This window comes from Mycobacterium sp. UNC410CL29Cvi84 (assembly GCF_000686745.1).
GTDB classification, from domain to species: Bacteria; Actinomycetota; Actinomycetes; order Mycobacteriales; family Mycobacteriaceae; genus Mycobacterium; species Mycobacterium mucogenicum_B.
The window spans coordinates 558,166-574,729 of the sequence record NZ_JMLM01000001.1; the positions used below are offsets into that span (position 1 = coordinate 558,166).

A 16,564-nucleotide genomic window follows, 5' to 3' on the forward strand; every position below is an offset into this window, starting at 1 on the left:
CATGGCGCTCGCCATCCTGCGCTTGGACGACAGCGACGAGACCGGGCTCGCGTTCAGCGCCGACACGGGAACGAGCGGCTACTACCGAATCCATCTTGGCAAGGAGGTTCGACGTGACGATGGAATCGACGTCATCGACGGGCCGTACTGGTCGTCGCCGCTACAGCTCAACCCTCGCGCCGGCAGGCACCTGGACACGCGCACCACGATTCGGCTGCCCGCCGGCGTCGTCACCGAACGCGGCACCCTGGCACAACTCGAGACCTGCCGCGGACCCGACGGCCGTGGGCCGGCGTTTTCCCGGCCAGTGCGGGTGGCCGTGCCCGTTGGCGCCCCAGCGCGCATCGGCGCTCCGCGCCTTTCCGCTGAGCGGGTACTGACCATGTCCGCGACGTCCGCGATGTCGGCGCGCACCGCGGTCCTGAGCCGCCCGCGGATGGTCTCCGTGTGCAGTGCCGAGGAGCGCTTCAGCCGGCCGGCCAGCGTCGCCGACCTGATCGGCGCCGTCACCAAAGCTGCCACCCCGGTCGTACTCGATGTCATCAACCGCGCGGCGCAGCCGGACAGCTCAGGCACACCCGGGTCCAACGACGTTGCGGGCCTTGCCATCCCGGCACTCCTGTCGGATGTGCTGCGGTCCATCCTCGGTGCACTCGCCGTCCCGCCCGGTGCCGCGCCACCCACGACTCCGGGCCCGGCGCCCGTCACCCAGCCGCCCACCCCGCCGGCACCACCGCCCGCGGCGGCGGGTGTCGCGCGACCGGCCTCGACGCACATCCGCGCCGCAAACCGCTTCTTCCCGGATGCCTACACCCGGCCGATGATCTTCGGTGTCGACGACGCCCTACTCGCCGCCGTCGCGGGTCCCGCTCTCTCCGGCATTGTCGGTCCGCTGGTACAGGCGCTCCCCCAGCTGCTGAACGCGGCCAACAAGCAGAAGCTCGACCGCCAGGCGGCCACCGACAAACACGTCACCGACCTGCTGTCCGAGGTGAACCGCGGCATGCTGATGCAGCAGCTCATCTCGGCACAGAACCAGCCGGTGAATCCGGGTATCGCATCATCCGATCTCGCGGCTATCGGGTCGCTGCTCCAGCAGCTGACGACGGCCCCGGCACCGGCCGGCACGCCCGCGACCGCCGTATCCCGTCCCGCCAGCACGACCGACCCGACCGCGTCGCTGATAGCCAGCCGGGCGGTCCTGAGTGCCGTGACGGGACCCGCGGTGACGCTGTTGGGCAGTCCTCGGGTGGCGTTCGCTCACGACCAGGCCATCACGCTGCGCTACCGGCTCGACGTCGGTGCCGGTGGCCCAGCGAGGGCGATCCCACGCGCGATCCTGACCTGGTGTGCGCGCGAGCCGGGCGGGGCCACTGATTTGTGTTGGCACACAGAAAAATTGTCGAACGTCGCGCCCGGGACCGAGCTCAAGATCGCCCTCACCCCCGAGGAAAGCAAGGCGCTGCCCGCCGACACGGACCTCGAGGTCCTGGCGTCGCTGCGGTGGAAGGGCGCCAAAGGCACGTACCAGGCCACCTGCGTGCACAAGCTGGTACTGGCCTCCCGGGTTCAGGTCCGTGATCGCGGAGACATCATCGGCAACCCTGTCGAGCTCACCGACATGAACCGGTTCCGATCGTTCTGGAACAAGGTGTGGGACTCGCCGACGAACGGCGCAGGCACCGAGGCCCTCCCGCTGTGGGGACTGGACGCCGCGCTGCGCTACTCGGTGGTGGCGGTGGGCACCGCCCAGGGCAATGGGCTCATGCAGACCCGCGTGCAACAACAGCCGACCGACCAGGGCCTGCGCGCACAGACCAAGGGGCGCATCAAGAGTGGGCTCGAAGTCAGTGTCACCGAGCTCAACAAACTGTTGCCGCTGTGGGCCGGCGAGCAACCGCTTCCGGACGCGGACCTGGCGGCGTTCACGGCACGGAACTGGTTGGCCGGACAAGGCGGCGACACAGTCACCCAGGTCCGAATGGCAGGCAAGCGCGGCACCCGCGGCGTGTTGTGGGTGGTTCCCGTCCTGAAACTGCGCGCTTTCACCCTCGCGACCGCAGCCGATACCGATCCCTATGGCCAGCTCATCGGCACACAGGACCGCACCGTGCATTTCCCTGTCATCGAGAGCGTCCGCCTCGTCGGGCTGGCCTCGTTGCGCGAAGGCAGCGAACCGGGCGAAGCGGCCGAGGTCGACGGTGCGGTGTACCGATTCGACGGATACGACGTGGTGCTGCAATCCCTGGTCGGACTCGAACCCGCACAACCCATTTCGCGGGCGAAGGGATGAGCGCGATGGACGAGGCGTTTCTTCCGCTGTCCGAGTTGTTGCCGGGGCTGCTGCCGGCACTGCCGGATCTCTACGACCCCGACGCCGGTGTGCGTACCCGGGTCACCGGGCTGGATGTCGAGACGCCGGTCGAGCTGGACATCGTCGTGGACGCCTACGGCGTCGTCCGCCTCGGCGGCACGCCACCGATCTACCACATCGCGACCAGCACGCTACCGGTGTTCCACGCGATTCGGTTGGTCGCGGTACGCGGCGAGGAAGAGCCGGGCTGATGGCCGTCCAAGCCCGGCCCGACGAGGTCCACACCCGCGGCTCCGCCAATTCCGCTTGGCGGCTGGAGGATTTCGTGGATTCGCTCGTCGTGGAGCTCGACAAGACGCGAGAAACGCTCGCAGTCAAGTCGATCAACAAACCGCTGAGCTACTCGGTGAAGGAGGTGGCACTCGATGTGAACGCCTTCCCTACTTATGACGGTGACACGGTGCGTTTCACCACCGCGCAACCGGGTCAAGAAGGAGCTTCCAAGCTGACGATCCAGCTCGGCTCGATCACCGACCAGCAAGTGCGCGCCACCACCAAACATCGTGCGGGCGTACCGGATCAGAATCTCACCGAGCTCGACGTCGATGACGCCACCCGATCCAAGCTACGCAAGATCGGGGTGAACTCCGTGGACGATCTGAAGGATCTCGAGGCCCGCAACGTCGACCTCAAGTCGGCGACCGGCACCGATATCGACTACAGCAGTTTGGCGCGCAAGATCAACCAGTCCCGCAGGGCCAAGGCCGCGCCGGCGATTGAAGGGGTCAGCCTGTCGCAGTCCGATGGCGAACCGTGCCTGCTCATCGAGGGCCGCAACCTCGGCCTCGATCCGACGTTTCCTCCTGTCGCGGTGGTCAATGACCGACTGGCCGAGGTGTTGTCCAGTGGCCCAGGTCATTTGACCATCCGACTGGGATCGCATAACTCCCTCCGCGAGGAGAACGAGGTCGTGCTGACCTTGGACCCCTATGCGGTCGTCAAGGTGAACGTGAGGGTGTGAGGTTCATGGAAAGCCGACCAGTAACCCGTGACCTGGAATTCGACCGGCTGCTGCGAACGAGATACGGCTACGCGCCGGCGGAGTCGAATCAGCATCGCGACGGCCGCACGCGCCGCTCCGTGACGATGACGGCTGACGCAGGCATCGAGGTGCTCCCTCAACCAGGTATCGGCGCGGCCGACGAGTTACCTGAATACGTCGTGGACCGGGTTCCCGCGGCCATCCCCCGGCCAGCGGTCCCCGCGCCCGCGACCCCGCCGCTCCAGCCGCCCCCCGAAACTCCCTCGGCGCCAATCGAACCCACGCCCCCGTCGTTCGAGCCGCCACCGCCGTCGCTGCCACCGACGCCGGCTCCGGCACAACCCATGCCCGCGCCGACGCCGGCTCCGGCACAACCCATGCCCGCACCGACGCCAACGCCCGCCGCCGAGCCCGCGCTGCCCGCGTCGATCGCGGGCTCGCCGTTGACCGATGCGGACCTGGCGAACGACATCCGCGCCATCCTGTCCGGTGGCGCCGCGCAGCCCGCGGCCGCCGCGCCGATGTCCGACCCTGGCCGCCCGATCGACAGCCCGAACACCCAGGAGATCTTCGACAAGATCCGTGCCAGCATGGCGTACGCGAACAGTTACGACCTCGGCACCCGCGACCTGCGACGCTTCGAGCAGTTCGAGCGCAATGCCGCTGCGGCGGCGCGGGTCCCGGCTCCGCCACCGGCGCCGCCGATGACAGAGTCCATGTCGCAGCCGATCATCGCGCCCGAAGTGCTTTCCGGCGTGGCGCTCGTCCCCGGCTGTGCCGGTGCCGCACTCACCATGGCGCTGGCGCCTGAACGTAGCGTGGCGATGTACGACACCGGCGAGCATGTGCTGTCCGCGGGTGACCTCTACCCCGACCAGTTGACGGTCGGCAGCGGTGCGGGCGTGGCGTTCTCGTACGGGCAGCTGGTGTCGATGGGCGACTTCTACGCCACGGTCGACGATCTGAAGAATGCCGCTCCGGCCGAGCTGAGCGCGCTCAAGGCATTGATCACCCGCAACACGGCCTTCTATCGCAAGCCCGTGGGCGGCCGGCCCAAGGACGATCCTGACGACATCTCCCACAAACAGTGGAACGACGCGACGAGCAAGCGCTACCTCAAGCTCGCCGACGACAACTACGCGCACTTCTCTCCGCCCGACGTGCTCGGACTCACCGACCACATCACCACACCCACCAACAGGTCAGAATGGGAGAAGTACCACAACCGCGCCATCGAAGAGATGAAGGCTCTGGTGGCGGCCCACCCGAATGCGTCGGTGGCCCCGTTCGGACCGCTGGCGACAAATGCGTTCGGCGACCATTTCCTCACCGACGCCTTCGCATCGGGGCATCTCGTCAACAAGGAAGTGGTGATCAACCGCTTCCGCCGCGGATTCTACAAAGGCACAAGCACTTTGACGTCCGGCGCCGAGAAGTTCCTCGAAAAGCTCGCCGCCGCCGCGTGGGCGTACCCCACCATCCGCGAGACCTTCTCACCGCTGGAACTACCCACCAGGGACGCCAGCAAGCTGTTCATCCAGTGGAACATCGACACCGAGAATGCCTTCCGCAAGCTGCTGATCCAGATCGCAGAGCGCGAACCCACCAAGGTCCAGAACCTGGTGGCGAAGACACTCCACGACCACCTGAACCAGGTTGGCGTCGAGGTCGTCAACGACAACGGCGACGGACCATGGAAGCTCAAGGGCGACTACTACCTCGGCGAGCCCACGCTGACGATCATGCGCAAAGCCGTCCAGCAGTCCGTCGACAACATACTCAGCCCGGAAATCCTGGTCAGCGAGGCCGACCGAGGACCCCTATCGCTCGCCCACCACGGCGCGCAGATCGCCAAGGTCTGGAAATTCGTGCCGAAACCCACCGCTGCGGGCCGCGCTCAGGTGCTCAAGGCGATCGACTCGTTCACCGACCTCAACTCACCGACGCTGCTCACTGCCGCGGCCGAGCTGCTCGAAAGGCAGCGCAAGCTCATCGCCGATGAGCTCATCGAACGCAAGTTCCTTGCACACGAGTGAAATTCAGGAGAACCGCGATGAGTGCCACGACCGACAATCGGTTCCTTGACCGCCGCTACTACGGCACCGGCAACGGCATCCTCGATCGCCCACGCCGCGCCCGGTCCTTCGCGGGAGTCGCCACCGCCGCAGACCGGACCCTGGTCATCCTCATCGAGAACGGCGGCGTCGACCTCGGCCTGCCTGACCTCGTCGACAAGTTGATCAGCGAATTACCCGGCGCGTCGATCATAAGCACGAGCATGAAGGCGCAGATCGTGACATCGCTCCGCGATTGGCTGCGCACCACAACCGACAACCTGATCGAGACCGCCGAACTGACACTCAACCGCTACTCGGCAACAAAGCCCGACAAGTACGGCGATGTCGTGATTCTGCGCGACTCGTCGGCCACTTTCGCAGAACTCAAGTCCACCCTGTTCGCTGCGTCACGCGCCGGCAAGGTCATCGATCTGATGATCCTCACACATGGACGGAGCAACTACATCTCGGCCGACAACGGTATCGATGGCGACCGAATCCGTTCCCTGGCAAAGGAATACGGGGGACCCCTGAACATTCGCTCGGTGTACATGATGAATTGCGTCGGTTCCAGCCTGAACCAGGCGTGGCTCGACATCGGCGCCCGCACCAGCGCGGGCAGCCATCAAAACAACTACCTGCCTGAACCGACGACATACTTCTTCTTTTCCGCGTGGAAGGCGGGCCAGTCGTTCGAGTCGGCAGTGACGGGGGCGTACCGGAAGACCATCGATGAGATCAACGCAGCGCTGCGTGCCATCGTCACCGCTATCGTCCCGTTCGCCGGAGCATCACTGGCATCCAAGATCGATGTCAGCGGGCTGTCGTTCATCGTGGCGAGCCGACCCGAGGTGGTGGGTGCGGGCGGCATGACGATTTCGACCGACGCCCTGCCGCCCGCGTCGAGCGGGACGTCGACCGGCCAGAGCCTGATCATCACAGTGGTGCCGCCTGGCTCGCGGGCGCTGGTCAGGGGGATGTCGGTGCCTCGCGCCGTCTCGCCCAGCGGACGCACGTTTATCCTCCGGTGGGAGCTGCCCGGGCCGGATCTCGATCGCCGGATCGCAGCTGTGGAGGCATTCCTCACCGACCGGATCGTGACCCCGTTAACGCAACCACAGGTCGACGCGATGGCGTGCTTCGGTGTCGGCATCGGCGCCGTGCCGCTGCTACGGTCCACCCTGCTCAAATTGCTCGATGCCGGCGATCTGGCCGCTGTGCCAGGTGAGATGCGCAAGTGGATACGGCTGCGTCAGGACGGCCGTATCGCCGAGGACGAGCGGCTGATCGAGCGCAGGCGCGCCGAGGCAGAGCTCTTCGGCGGCGGCGCGACCGCCCTGGCGGTTCCGGCGTCGCGCGAGGTGCGCGAGTACTCGTACCAGCAGAACCCCGCAGCCGCCGCCATCGGCCTGGCGGAAGTGGTCGAGTGGGGGCTGGCAGCCGGCGCAATCGTGCAGGCGGGGGTTCAGGATGCGTCCGGCTCGTTCAGCCTGACCTACGACGACGCGCACCGGTTGCTCACCCCGCAAGGCAGGCTCGGCATGCCGGGCGTCACGGCAGCCACCCAGAACTACCGCCGGCGGTTCCTCTTCGTGCCGCAGTTCCGCGCGGGCACCGCGCACGCCACCATCGACGTGGTGTGGAGCGGCAATGCCTACGGCGAGATCACTTCGGTGGTGTTCGAACGCGTGCTAAGCGAATCAAGCAACTGGTCGAAGTCCGACCTGCACATCACGGTCAATGCCATGAGCCGCATCCCGGTAAGCCGCGACCCGCGCGAATGGCCGCTGACGTTCCGATATCAAGGCAATTACGACCCTCTGGGCAACGGGCTCTTCGAGTTCCAGGGCGAGATCGAGGTCAACGCGTTCGGCGGCATCCGCTGGATCAGCAAGCACCAGGTGGTCTCGCGGTCGACTTCGGACTTCTTCATCAGCGGCGAGCCCGAAGATCAGGTTCGGCGTGGACCCGATGTCTGGCCGGCGACGCCAGCGATCCCGGCCGACCAGGCGAAGTTCCTGCGCGAGAACGTGCCAACTTAGGCGGTCAGCCCTTGACCGGCTTGGGCGCCTTCCACGTACCGTCGAGCGCTTCGGGTTTGGGCCAGTACAGCCGCATCGCGATGACGAACGGGCCGGTCGGGGCGGGCAGCCAGTTGGCTTCGCGCGCCGGTCCGGGCGACTTGTTCTGCACGTTCAGCGTGATGCCACCGTCGGGGTCCTTGATCAGGGTGGGCAGCATCGCCGAGTTGATCAGGTAGCGGTTGATGGGGTTGGCCACCAGCAGGCTCTGCGGCATCTCGTACATGGTCACCGACCAGAAGGCGTTGACCGGCGGCAGCTGCCCGGGGGCGAACCGCAGCGTGTAGTTGTTGGCGCCGGTCAGCGGCGCTCCGGCGCTGTCGTTCGACGCGCCCGGGTAGATCGCCTCGGCCGCGGTGTTGCCGTAGATGCCGAGCACCGCGCCGGCCATGCGGTACAGGTAGTTGCCCCTGAGATCAGTTGCGGTGCCGAACAATTGGGCCGACGTCACCTCGCCGGTGTCGAACTTGTCCTTCTTGAAGGTGTCGAACGCCGCCCAGGCATCCGCCATTCCGTCCGTCACGGCCTTGCGGTTCTCGGGCGTCAGCTGGTCCGCGCGGAACGAGCCGTCAGGACCGATCCCGATGGCCGCGAAGCGCTGACGCATGACCTCCTCGGCGGGCTGCGCCGGCGCGAACTTCATTGCGAAGTTGAGGATTTCGAAGAACTTCGGTGAGGTGCGCTCGTCCTGCGCCGACAGCGGGGCGACGAAGTCGACGGGCGGCGCCGGCGGTGCGGGCGGCTGCTTCAGGAACGCCGACAGCGGCGTCACCTGATACCCGGCCTGAATCTTCTTGACGTTCTCGATGTCCGTCGGTCCGAACAGCTGGGTGCGGTACAGGACGAAGGCCAGGTCGGTCGAGCTGCGGATGACCCGTTCGACACCCGGCGGTGTCGCGCCGTGCCAATTCGGCCCGGCCAGAAGGTAATTGCCCGCGCCATTGCCGGTCGCGCGGCTGCCCACGTACGCGATGTTGTAGGTGTAGCCGTCGACGAACTGCAGCGAGTAGTAACGGCCCGGCTCGACCTCCGGCACGCTGAGCACCAGGGGCTCGGCCCGCAGATCGGCACCCAGGAACGAGTACGGGGTGTCCGAGTTGGGCGTCTGGATCGCCTTGTCCTCGGGGGTGAAGACGCGTGCGACGTTGTGGATCTGGTTCCAGGCACCCTTGTACTCGGGACCGGCCTTGTCGGCGAAGTACGAGTACTGGACCCGGTAGTTGTCGACCATCGGAAACCCGTACGTGTACGCGGATTTCGCGATGGCCCGCACCTGCTCCGGAGTGGGTGGCTGCGGGGTGGAGGGGCTCGACGAATCGTGGCCGGAACACCCGGTCGCCGCCAGCAGCAGTGCGACGAGACCCAAGCGCGCCAGGCCGACCCGCACCGTCATCCCTTGTCGAGCTGCTCGGTGTGCGCGCTGGACGAGCGGCCCAGGGCGACCACCTCGGCGTCCATGCGGGGCAGCAGATCCGGCACGAACTTGGCCACCGGCACCTCACCGATGCGCGTCGCCAGCAGCGGCCGCAGCCAGCGCAGCGCGCCGACCCAGCCGGGGCAGTTCACGCGCGTCTTGCGCCCCTCGATACCGGCGACGAAGGCCTCGCCGCACTTGTCGACCGACGTGGTCTTGCTGATGGGCCACGGCAGCTTCGTCAGCATCTCGGCGAACGTCGACAGGTCGGACTTGGTGTCGCGGACCATGGCGGTGTCGATCCAGGACATGTGCGCCGAGCCGACGTCGACACCGCGGTAGCCGACCTCCAGGCGCAGCGCGTTGGCGAAATGCTCGACGGCGGCCTTGGAGGCGTTGTAGGGCGCCAGGCCCGGTGCCGCGGTGTAGGCGGCCAGCGACGACACGATCAGGACGTAGCCGCGGCGGTCGATGACCGACGGCAGCGTGGCGCGCACGGTGTGGAACACCCCGAGGACGTTGATGTCGAGCAGCCGCTTGAAGGCCTCGGGATCGACCTGCAGCACCGAGCCGTAGGTCGCGATACCGGCGTTCGCCGTCACCACGTCGATGCCGCCGAAGCGTTCGACGGCCGCATCGGCGGCGGCCTGCATCGACGACAGGTCGCGGACGTCGGCGACCACGGTCAGGACATCGTCACCGAGCGTGGCGGCGGTGGCGTCCAGCGCCGCCGCGTCGACGTCGGTCAGCACCAGCTTGGCGCCCTTGCGGTGCAACCGGCGGGCCACCTCGGCCCCGACCCCCGCAGCACCACCGGTGATGAAGACGACTTTTCCGTACACAGAACCCATGGTGGCAAAAAGTACTCTCACGCCGAAGTGACTAGAGGGTCACCCCGAGCAGCGCGTCGACGGCCGAGGCCACCAACCGCGGCGACGCGGGGTCGTGGCCCCCGTACTCGAGCGCGTCGGTCGACCAGCCATCAAGGGCGGCAAGGACTTTCGGGGTGTCGAGATCGTCGGCCAGGTACCGGCGGACCCGGGCGAGGAGATCGGTGGCATCGGGTCCGGCGGGCAGCGCGGTGGCCGCGCGCCAGCGCTGCAACCGCACCTGCGCGGTGCTGAGAACCTCGGGGCTCCAGAAGCGGTCGGCGCGGTAGTGCCCGGCCATCAGACCCAGTCGAATGGCGCCCGGGTCGACACCGTCGGCCCGCAGCTGCGACACCAGCACCAGGTTGCCGCGACTCTTGCTCATCTTGTGGCCGTCCCAGCCGATCATCCCGCCGTGCACGTAGTGGCGGGCGAAACGCCGCTCCCCCGTTACCGATTCGGCGTGTGCGGCCGAGAACTCATGGTGCGGGAAAGTGAGGTCGCTGCCGCCGCCCTGGATGTCGAGACCGGGGCCGATGCGGTTCAGCGCGATGGCGGCGCACTCGATGTGCCAGCCCGGGCGGCCCGCGCCGAACGGCGACGGCCAGCTCGGCTCGCCCGGCCGCTGCACCCGCCACAGCAGGGCGTCCAACGGACTGGCCTTGCCGGCACGGTCGGGATCGCCGCCGCGCTCGCCGAACAACGTCAGCATGGTGTCGCGGTCGTAACCGGACTCGTAGCCGAACTGGGCGGTGGCGTCGGCCCGGAAGTAGACGTCGGGGTATTCGGAGTCGTCGATCACGTACGCCGCGCCCGAGGCCAGCAGCTTCTCGACGAGCTCGACGACCTCGGCGATCGACTCGACAGCGCCGACGTAGTCGTGCGGCGGCAGCACCCGCAGCGCCGTCATGTCCTGGCGGAAGAGCTCGGTCTCGCGGTCGCCGAGAGCGCGCCAGTCGATCCCGTCGCGCGCGGCCCGCTCGAACAGCGGATCGTCGACGTCGGTGACGTTCTCCACGAACTGGACGTCGTGGCCCGCGTCGAGCCAGTACCGGTGCACCAGGTCGAAGGTCAGGTAGGTGGCGGCGTGACCGAGGTGCGTGGCGTCGTACGGCGTGATGCCACAGACGTACATGGTGGCCTTGGGACCGGCCGAGACCGGCCGGACCTGACGGTCAGCGGTGTCATAGAGCCGGAGTTCGGGGCCGTGGCCCGGCAGGTTCGGGACACTGGGCGCCAGCCACGATCGCATGACGTCGACTTTAGCCGTCGTCAACTCAGTGGAATGCCGCTGCCCGGCTTCGACTCCTGATACTGCTCCGAGAGTTCTTGATACCGCCGCGCAATCCGCGCGATGCGATCGTGCAGGTCGCCGCGGCGCGGTTCCGGCTCTTCATCGGCAAGATCGCGAATCCCGTGAGCGGTCCAGAACGCGTTGGTTCGTCGATAGCCGCCCGGATCCAGACCGAACAGCTCTTTCAGGATTCGCAGATCATGCGGAATCGCGAAGCTGTCGCGCGAATCCTCGTGGCTGAACAGGTAGTAGTAGTTGTCGAAACCGGCCCAGGTGATCGCCGACATGCACAGGGTGCAAGGCTCGTGCGTGCTCAGGAACAGCAGGTCACGCGTCGCCGGGCGGTCTGCGATCTCGTAGAACTGGTTGAGCGTGCTGATCTCGCCGTGAAAAAGCGGATTGCGCGTTTCCGCGTTGGTCCCCGCCAGCACCAACGACAGATCCGATTTGCGCAGCAGCGCAGCCCCGAAGACCTTGTTGCCCGCGGCAACGCCCTGCGCGGTCAACGGAAGGATGTCGGACTCGATCACGTCGAGCAGTCTCGGGACGAGCTCCATGTGAATACTCCTCATCGGTGGTTTTCGGAGCGGATGGTTACGCCTGGGCCGGTATCGTCCGCACGGTGAGGCCGCCTGATCAACCCCGAGTCGCCGGGCTGTTGTTGGCCGCGGGCGCGGGCCGCCGGTTCGGCATGCCGAAAGCCTTGGTACCCGGGGCAATTGAGCGCGCCGTCGACGTGTTGTTCTCGGGTGGCTGCGCCTCTGTTGCCGTCGTTCTCGGCGCCGAACACGAACGCGCCGCGGCGCTCGTGCCCGACACGGCGACGACCATCGTGGCGACGGATTGGGAGGAAGGCATCGCGGCATCGCTGCGCGCGGGACTCGCGGCGATCGATGGTGAGGCCGCGCTGATTCATCTCGTTGATCTGCCGGATGTCGGGCCGGGCGTCGTCGCGCGCTTGTGTGCTCTGGCGGATCGCGACCGGCTCGCCAGGGCGACCTACTCCGGCACGCCCGGGCATCCCGTCGTGATCGGCCGCAGTCACTGGGACCGGGTCAGTGCGAGTGCTCGCGGCGACCGCGGCGCACAGGAATACCTGAACAGCGTTGGCGTGCTTCATGTTCCCTGCGAGGATCTGGCGACGGGTGCAGACACGGACACACCGGCACGCTGATGAACATCGCCGTCGCGGTCACGCAGAGGAAGGCCTGTGCCGCCTTCCCGCCGGCTGATGATCTCCGCCATGATCGCGATCGCGATCTCCTCGGGAGTTCGGCCGCCCAGATCCAGTCCGATCGGAGAGGACAGCCGGGCCAGTTGACTGTCGTCGATCCCCCGCTCGCGCAGCCGTGCCACCCGGTCGTCATGGGTTCTGCGCGAGCCCATCGCGCCGACGAAACCGATCTCGGGCACCGCCAGGGCCACCTCGAGTAGCGGCACGTCGAAGCGGTCGTCGTGCGTCAGAACACAGATCGCGGTGCGGGCATCGATCAGCCCGGCATCGACCTGTTGCCTGAGGTAGCGATCGGGCCAGTCCACGACAACGTCGTCGGCCATCGGGAACCGGTCTTTCGTGGCGAACACCGCTCGCGCATCGCACACCGTCACGCGGTAGCCGGTGAATGCCGCCGCGTGCGCGACGGCGGCGACGAAGTCGGTCGCGCCGAAGACGATGAGCCGCGGTTTGGGTGTCAGTACGCGCGCGAAGATGACGTCGCCGTAGGGGCCGCTCAGCGTCTGACTGCTGGTCAACGAGTCCGCGGCGCGCACCACGGCGTCGTCCAGCGAGCCGACGCCGAGGCTGCCCTTCACCGACCGGTCGGCGATCACGAGGTGACCACCGGGAGCCGGCCCAGTAGAGCTGACGAGCGTGGCCAGGACAGCAGTCTGGCCCCGATCGGCGACCTTTACCGCGAACTCGAGTTCCGCGACGTTCGACGGGCCGACGCGCTCGACGAAGACATCGATGGTGCCGCCGCACAACAGACCGACAGCGAACACCGACTCGTCACCGGCGCCGTAGCTGACGAGCCTCGGTTCGCCCGAGGCCAGCACCTCCAGCGCCAGCTCGTACACCGCGCTCTCCACACAACCACCGCTGATGGAGCCGACGACGCAGCCGTCGCCCGTCACGAGCATCGACGTACCCGGGCCGCGCGGCGTGGATCCACCGGCCGCGACCACCGTGCACAGCGCCACCGACTCACCGAGCCGGGTGCGGGCCAACAGATCCTCGATGACGTCCATGGTCAGTACTGAACCCGGTTGCTGTTGCCGATCCACGTCTCGAACGGCAGGAATGACCGGTCCAGGCGGTGCTGCTGGACGGGGACATCCCAGTGCGCCCGCGGCTTGTCGAACAGTTCGTAGAAGGCCCGGTCGTCGAATCCGCCGACGGCCGCGTCATGGCGGTCCGCCGCGAACACGATGCGATCGACCCGGGCCCACAAGGCCGCGGACAGGCACAGCGGGCAGGGTTCGCACGACGAGTAGAGCGTGTGCCCCGCAAGGCTGAAGTTCCCGACCCGCTCGCAAGCGGCCCGGATCGCCATGACCTCGGCGTGTGCGGTCGGATCGAGGTTCTGCGTCACCCGGTTCTGGCCGGTGGAGACCAGCTCGCCGGCGCCGACGACCACCGCACCGAACGGCCCGCCGCCGGCTTCGACATTGGCCGTTGCCAGGTCGATCGCGACGCCGAGCCACTTCGGATCGGTACCCGTGAAAGCGTTCATTGTGGTGTTCCTTCCTGCGCCAGCCGCCAGACCCGGTCCCTCGACATGGGGAGTTCGTATGGACGCACACCGAGGGCGCGACGAATCGCGTTGGCCAGGGCGGGCGCCACGGGGTTGTACGGGGATTCGCTCATCGATTTCGCGCCGTACGGACCGAGGTCGTCGGCGGTCTCGGCGAACAGCACGGTTGTCTCCGGAATGTCGGCCATCTGGGGCACCCGGTACAGGCGGAATGTGGGCGTCGATACCCGGCCCGATTCGTCGATCATGATCTCTTCGTAGAGCGCCGATCCGATGCCCTGGGCGACGCCGCCTTCGACCTGCCCCCGGCATTGCGCCGGATTGACGACGGTGCCCGCGTCGGCGGCGTGCACCGACTGCAGAATCTTGACCGTCCCGGTCTCGGTATCGACCGCGACCCGAAATCCCTGCACGTTGAACGCGATCGAACGCAGTTCACCCGTTTCGGCACCCGTCGTCTGGATACCGTCGCCCACCCGATACTGCGCCGGCGCGGCCGCGATGATGTCGCCGAATCGCACCAACCCGGTCGAGGTCTGCACCCCGTGTTCGCCCAGCGCGCCGACTTCGCCGGTCAGCTGAAAGACCGTGTCCAGGATCACCTCTCGCATGCTCGACGCCGCGGCGTACAACGCCTTGCCCGCGACCGTGGTCCCCGCCGAGGCGAAGGCCCCCGTGTCGTAGTCGGCGGCATCGGTATCGCCGTTGCGCAGCGTGATCCGCTCCGGTGTGGTGGCCAGCGCGGTGGCGGCGATCTGCGTGTGGACCGTCGAGGTTCCGTTGCCGAATTCCACGGTCCCGATGCCGACCTCGTAGCCGCCGCTCGGGGTGAGCCGAACGTTGACCGAGGAGAAATGGCCCCGCGGAGCCATGGTGGCGATCGCCGACAATGCGATGCCCTCCCCTGTCCGCCACTGAGCTCCCGCCGGGGCACTCTCGCCGTCGACACCGGCCAGGGCCCGCTCGACGAGGTCGAGGCACTGGTCGAGCCCGTAGCTGCCGTAGACCAGGTCTGGTTCGGGTTCGGGATGCGCGATCAACAAGTCGTCGCCTTCGCGCACCATGTTCGTGCGACGAATGGTGAACGGGTCGATGCCCAGCTGCAGTGCCAGCTCATCGAGTGCGCTCTCGATGGCGAAGATCACCTGACCGAGCCCATACCCGCGGAACGCGCCCGACGGCGGGTTGTTGGTGTAGACGGCCTCGGCGTCGACCCGCTTGACGGGGCATCGATAGACCGAAATCGACTCCGCGCAGCCGTGGAACATGACGCCCGGCGAGTGGTTTCCATAGGCGCCGCCGTCGCTCAGCACGGCCAGCTTCATCGCCGTCAACGTGCCGTCGGAGCGGGCGCCGAGGGTCACGTCGACACGCATGGGATGGCGATAGGCGGTCGCGATGAGCTCATCGGTCCGCGACATCTCATACGCGACCGGCCGCCCGGTGCGCAACACGGCGACCGCGACGAGGTCTTCGGTGAACATCTCCTGCTTGCCGCCGAAACCGCCTCCGACACGCGCGGTGTACACGCGCAGCCGGTCCTCGGGCAGGCCGAGCAGGTAAGAGAGTTCCTTGCGAACCAGAAACGGAACCTGTGAGCTGGTGCGCAGGGTGAGCCGGCCGTCGTCGTCCAACCAGCCGATGGTGCCATGGGCCTCCAGCTGCGCGTGCGTAACCCGCGCGGTCCGCCACGTACCGCCGACCGTGACATCCGCGTTCGCCAGGGCCTCGTCGATGTCGCCGCCGAAACCGTCGTGCATCGCCGCGATCACGTTGCGCGACGCGTCGGCGACGCCATCCTCGAGCGTCCGGTCCGGATGCAACAGCGGCGCGCCCGCCGACCTCGCGGCCTCCGGATCGAACACCGCGGGCAGCAGCTCGTACTCGACCACGATGCGCCGTGCCGCGTCCTGCGCGGCCGCAGGCGTGTCGGCGACCACCGCCGCAACCCGTTGACCGATGAAACGGACAACCGGGTCGAACACGAGGGTGTCGTCCGGGTCGTCGGTCCGGATCTCGTGGCGCGCAGTGGAAAAGCGCGGCGTCTCGACGTTGCGGTGCGTGAGGATCACTTCGACACCGGGCACCTGCTCGGCGGCCGCGGTATCGATCGCCAGGATGCGGGCGTGCGCATGAGGTGACCGCAGCACCGCGAGATGCAGCAGCCCGGGCACGTCGATGTCGAAGGTGAAGGGCTCGCACCCTGTGACGATGCGTCGGCCGGCGGGCGGCCGCAATGACTGTCCGATGGCCGGACCCGCAACGGCCACGCCGTCGCCACTGCCCGTGACGGCCGCATGGATCGCTTCGCGAATCGGACGGTAACCCGTGCAACGACACAGGTTGCCCTTCATCCGGCGGTCGAGATCACCGAGGTCGTCCGGCTTCAGGGTGGACGCGGTGACGATCATTCCGGCGGTGCAGAAGCCGCACTGAAAGGCGAAGTTGTCGCAGAACGCGCGCTGCACCGGATGCAGCTCGTCGCCGTCGGCGAGCCCGGCAACCGTGGTGACGGCGCGGCCGCTCACCCGGGCGGCGGGGTAAATGCAGGAGTGCACCGGCACGCCGTCGAGGATGACCGCACACGCTCCGCAGTCGCCGGCGTCGCATCCCCGCTTGACGTCGAGGTGCCCGGTTTCCCGGAGCAGGGTGCGCAAGCACTGCCCCGGGCGAGCATCGGCTTCGACGGTCGTGCCGTTGACATCAAATCTCATACGCACGCCATCACGCGGTGCCGCCG

General features: G+C 67.5%; 13 protein-coding genes. 6 read left to right on the plus strand and 7 right to left on the minus strand.

The genetic code is table 11. The features are described from left to right. The first annotated feature begins 1 nt into the window (after position 1). The 5 genes from BR47_RS0102770 to BR47_RS31875 are packed head-to-tail and all read left to right on the plus strand — an operon-like array spanning position 2 to position 7,455. The gene (locus tag BR47_RS0102770; RefSeq protein ID WP_029118508.1) at positions 2-2,293 is read left to right on the plus strand and encodes a hypothetical protein; all 2,292 of its coding nucleotides are present in this window, start codon (positions 2-4) and stop codon (positions 2,291-2,293) included. A gap of 5 nt (positions 2,294-2,298) precedes the next feature. Then, positions 2,299-2,565 (plus strand): hypothetical protein, encoded by a 267-nt coding sequence (locus BR47_RS0102775; protein WP_141772148.1) that lies wholly within the window; start codon positions 2,299-2,301, stop codon positions 2,563-2,565. Then, entirely contained in the window at positions 2,565-3,335 is a 771-nt protein-coding gene (locus BR47_RS0102780) for a hypothetical protein (RefSeq protein ID WP_051634564.1), read from the plus strand. Before BR47_RS0102775 ends, BR47_RS0102780 begins: the two co-directional genes overlap by 1 nt. Before the next feature lie 5 nt (positions 3,336-3,340). Next, the gene (locus tag BR47_RS0102785; protein WP_141772149.1) at positions 3,341-5,392 is read left to right on the plus strand and encodes a hypothetical protein; all 2,052 of its coding nucleotides are present in this window, start codon (positions 3,341-3,343) and stop codon (positions 5,390-5,392) included. A 17-nt stretch (positions 5,393-5,409) separates the two neighbouring features. Then, a complete protein-coding gene (locus BR47_RS31875; protein WP_051634565.1) occupies positions 5,410-7,455 on the plus strand; it encodes a glycoside hydrolase family protein in 2,046 nt (681 codons plus the stop codon). 4 nt (positions 7,456-7,459) lie between these two features. On the opposite strand, the gene BR47_RS0102800 is transcribed toward BR47_RS31875, so the two are convergent. Genes BR47_RS0102800 through BR47_RS0102815 form a run of 4 tightly spaced genes read right to left on the minus strand, consistent with a single transcriptional unit; the run spans position 7,460 to position 11,628 of the window. After that, the gene (locus tag BR47_RS0102800) at positions 7,460-8,887 is read right to left on the minus strand and encodes a DUF1254 domain-containing protein (RefSeq protein ID WP_029118512.1); all 1,428 of its coding nucleotides are present in this window, start codon (positions 8,885-8,887) and stop codon (positions 7,460-7,462) included. Further along, a complete protein-coding gene (locus BR47_RS0102805; protein ID WP_029118513.1) occupies positions 8,884-9,759 on the minus strand; it encodes an SDR family oxidoreductase in 876 nt (291 codons plus the stop codon). The genes BR47_RS0102800 and BR47_RS0102805 overlap by 4 nt, the downstream gene beginning before the upstream one ends. Before the next feature lie 31 nt (positions 9,760-9,790). Next, positions 9,791-11,029: a cysteine--1-D-myo-inosityl 2-amino-2-deoxy-alpha-D-glucopyranoside ligase gene (gene mshC / locus BR47_RS0102810; protein ID WP_029118514.1), complete on the minus strand. Its 1,239-nt coding sequence runs from the start codon at positions 11,027-11,029 to the stop codon at positions 9,791-9,793. A 20-nt stretch (positions 11,030-11,049) separates the two neighbouring features. Further along, positions 11,050-11,628: a tRNA-specific adenosine deaminase gene (locus BR47_RS0102815; protein WP_020103676.1), complete on the minus strand. Its 579-nt coding sequence runs from the start codon at positions 11,626-11,628 to the stop codon at positions 11,050-11,052. Positions 11,629-11,693: 65 nt separating this feature from the next. Here BR47_RS0102815 and BR47_RS0102820 point away from each other — a divergent pair, with 65 nt between their 5' ends. Next, positions 11,694-12,245 carry a nucleotidyltransferase family protein gene (locus BR47_RS0102820; RefSeq protein ID WP_036426630.1) on the plus strand — a complete coding sequence of 184 codons (552 nt, stop codon included), beginning with the start codon at positions 11,694-11,696 and terminating at the stop codon, positions 12,243-12,245. On the opposite strand, the gene BR47_RS0102825 is transcribed toward BR47_RS0102820, so the two are convergent. Genes BR47_RS0102825 through BR47_RS0102835 form a run of 3 tightly spaced genes read right to left on the minus strand, consistent with a single transcriptional unit; the run spans position 12,188 to position 16,538 of the window. Beyond that, complete coding sequence (locus tag BR47_RS0102825) at positions 12,188-13,318, minus strand: XdhC family protein (protein ID WP_029118516.1); 1,131 nt, start codon at positions 13,316-13,318, stop codon at positions 12,188-12,190. The genes BR47_RS0102820 and BR47_RS0102825 overlap by 58 nt on opposite strands. Before the next feature lie 2 nt (positions 13,319-13,320). After that, on the minus strand, positions 13,321-13,803 hold the full coding sequence (locus BR47_RS0102830; RefSeq protein ID WP_020103673.1) for a nucleoside deaminase: 483 nt from the start codon (positions 13,801-13,803) through the stop codon (positions 13,321-13,323). Then, the gene (locus tag BR47_RS0102835) at positions 13,800-16,538 is read right to left on the minus strand and encodes a molybdopterin-dependent oxidoreductase (RefSeq protein ID WP_029118517.1); all 2,739 of its coding nucleotides are present in this window, start codon (positions 16,536-16,538) and stop codon (positions 13,800-13,802) included. The genes BR47_RS0102830 and BR47_RS0102835 overlap by 4 nt, the downstream gene beginning before the upstream one ends. Positions 16,539-16,564 lie beyond the last annotated feature (26 nt).

Bases quoted from the DNA above. Each gene is read 5' to 3' on its own strand.
- mshC (WP_029118514.1), bottom strand. From the start codon at position 11,029: ATGCGATCGTGGCTGGCGCCCAGTGTCCCGAACCTGCCGGGCCACGGC.
- BR47_RS0102775 (WP_141772148.1), top strand. From the start codon at position 2,299: ATGGACGAGGCGTTTCTTCCGCTGTCCGAGTTGTTGCCGGGGCTGCTG.
- BR47_RS0102805 (WP_029118513.1), bottom strand. From the start codon at position 9,759: ATGGGTTCTGTGTACGGAAAAGTCGTCTTCATCACCGGTGGTGCTGCG.
- BR47_RS0102770 (WP_029118508.1), top strand. From the start codon at position 2: ATGGCGCTCGCCATCCTGCGCTTGGACGACAGCGACGAGACCGGGCTC.
- BR47_RS0102800 (WP_029118512.1), bottom strand. From the start codon at position 8,887: ATGACGGTGCGGGTCGGCCTGGCGCGCTTGGGTCTCGTCGCACTGCTG.
- BR47_RS0102815 (WP_020103676.1), bottom strand. From the start codon at position 11,628: ATGGAGCTCGTCCCGAGACTGCTCGACGTGATCGAGTCCGACATCCTT.
- BR47_RS0102830 (WP_020103673.1), bottom strand. From the start codon at position 13,803: ATGAACGCTTTCACGGGTACCGATCCGAAGTGGCTCGGCGTCGCGATC.
- BR47_RS0102825 (WP_029118516.1), bottom strand. From the start codon at position 13,318: ATGGACGTCATCGAGGATCTGTTGGCCCGCACCCGGCTCGGTGAGTCG.
- BR47_RS0102835 (WP_029118517.1), bottom strand. From the start codon at position 16,538: ATGAGATTTGATGTCAACGGCACGACCGTCGAAGCCGATGCTCGCCCG.
- BR47_RS0102780 (WP_051634564.1), top strand. From the start codon at position 2,565: ATGGCCGTCCAAGCCCGGCCCGACGAGGTCCACACCCGCGGCTCCGCC.
- BR47_RS0102785 (WP_141772149.1), top strand. From the start codon at position 3,341: ATGGAAAGCCGACCAGTAACCCGTGACCTGGAATTCGACCGGCTGCTG.
- BR47_RS31875 (WP_051634565.1), top strand. From the start codon at position 5,410: ATGAGTGCCACGACCGACAATCGGTTCCTTGACCGCCGCTACTACGGC.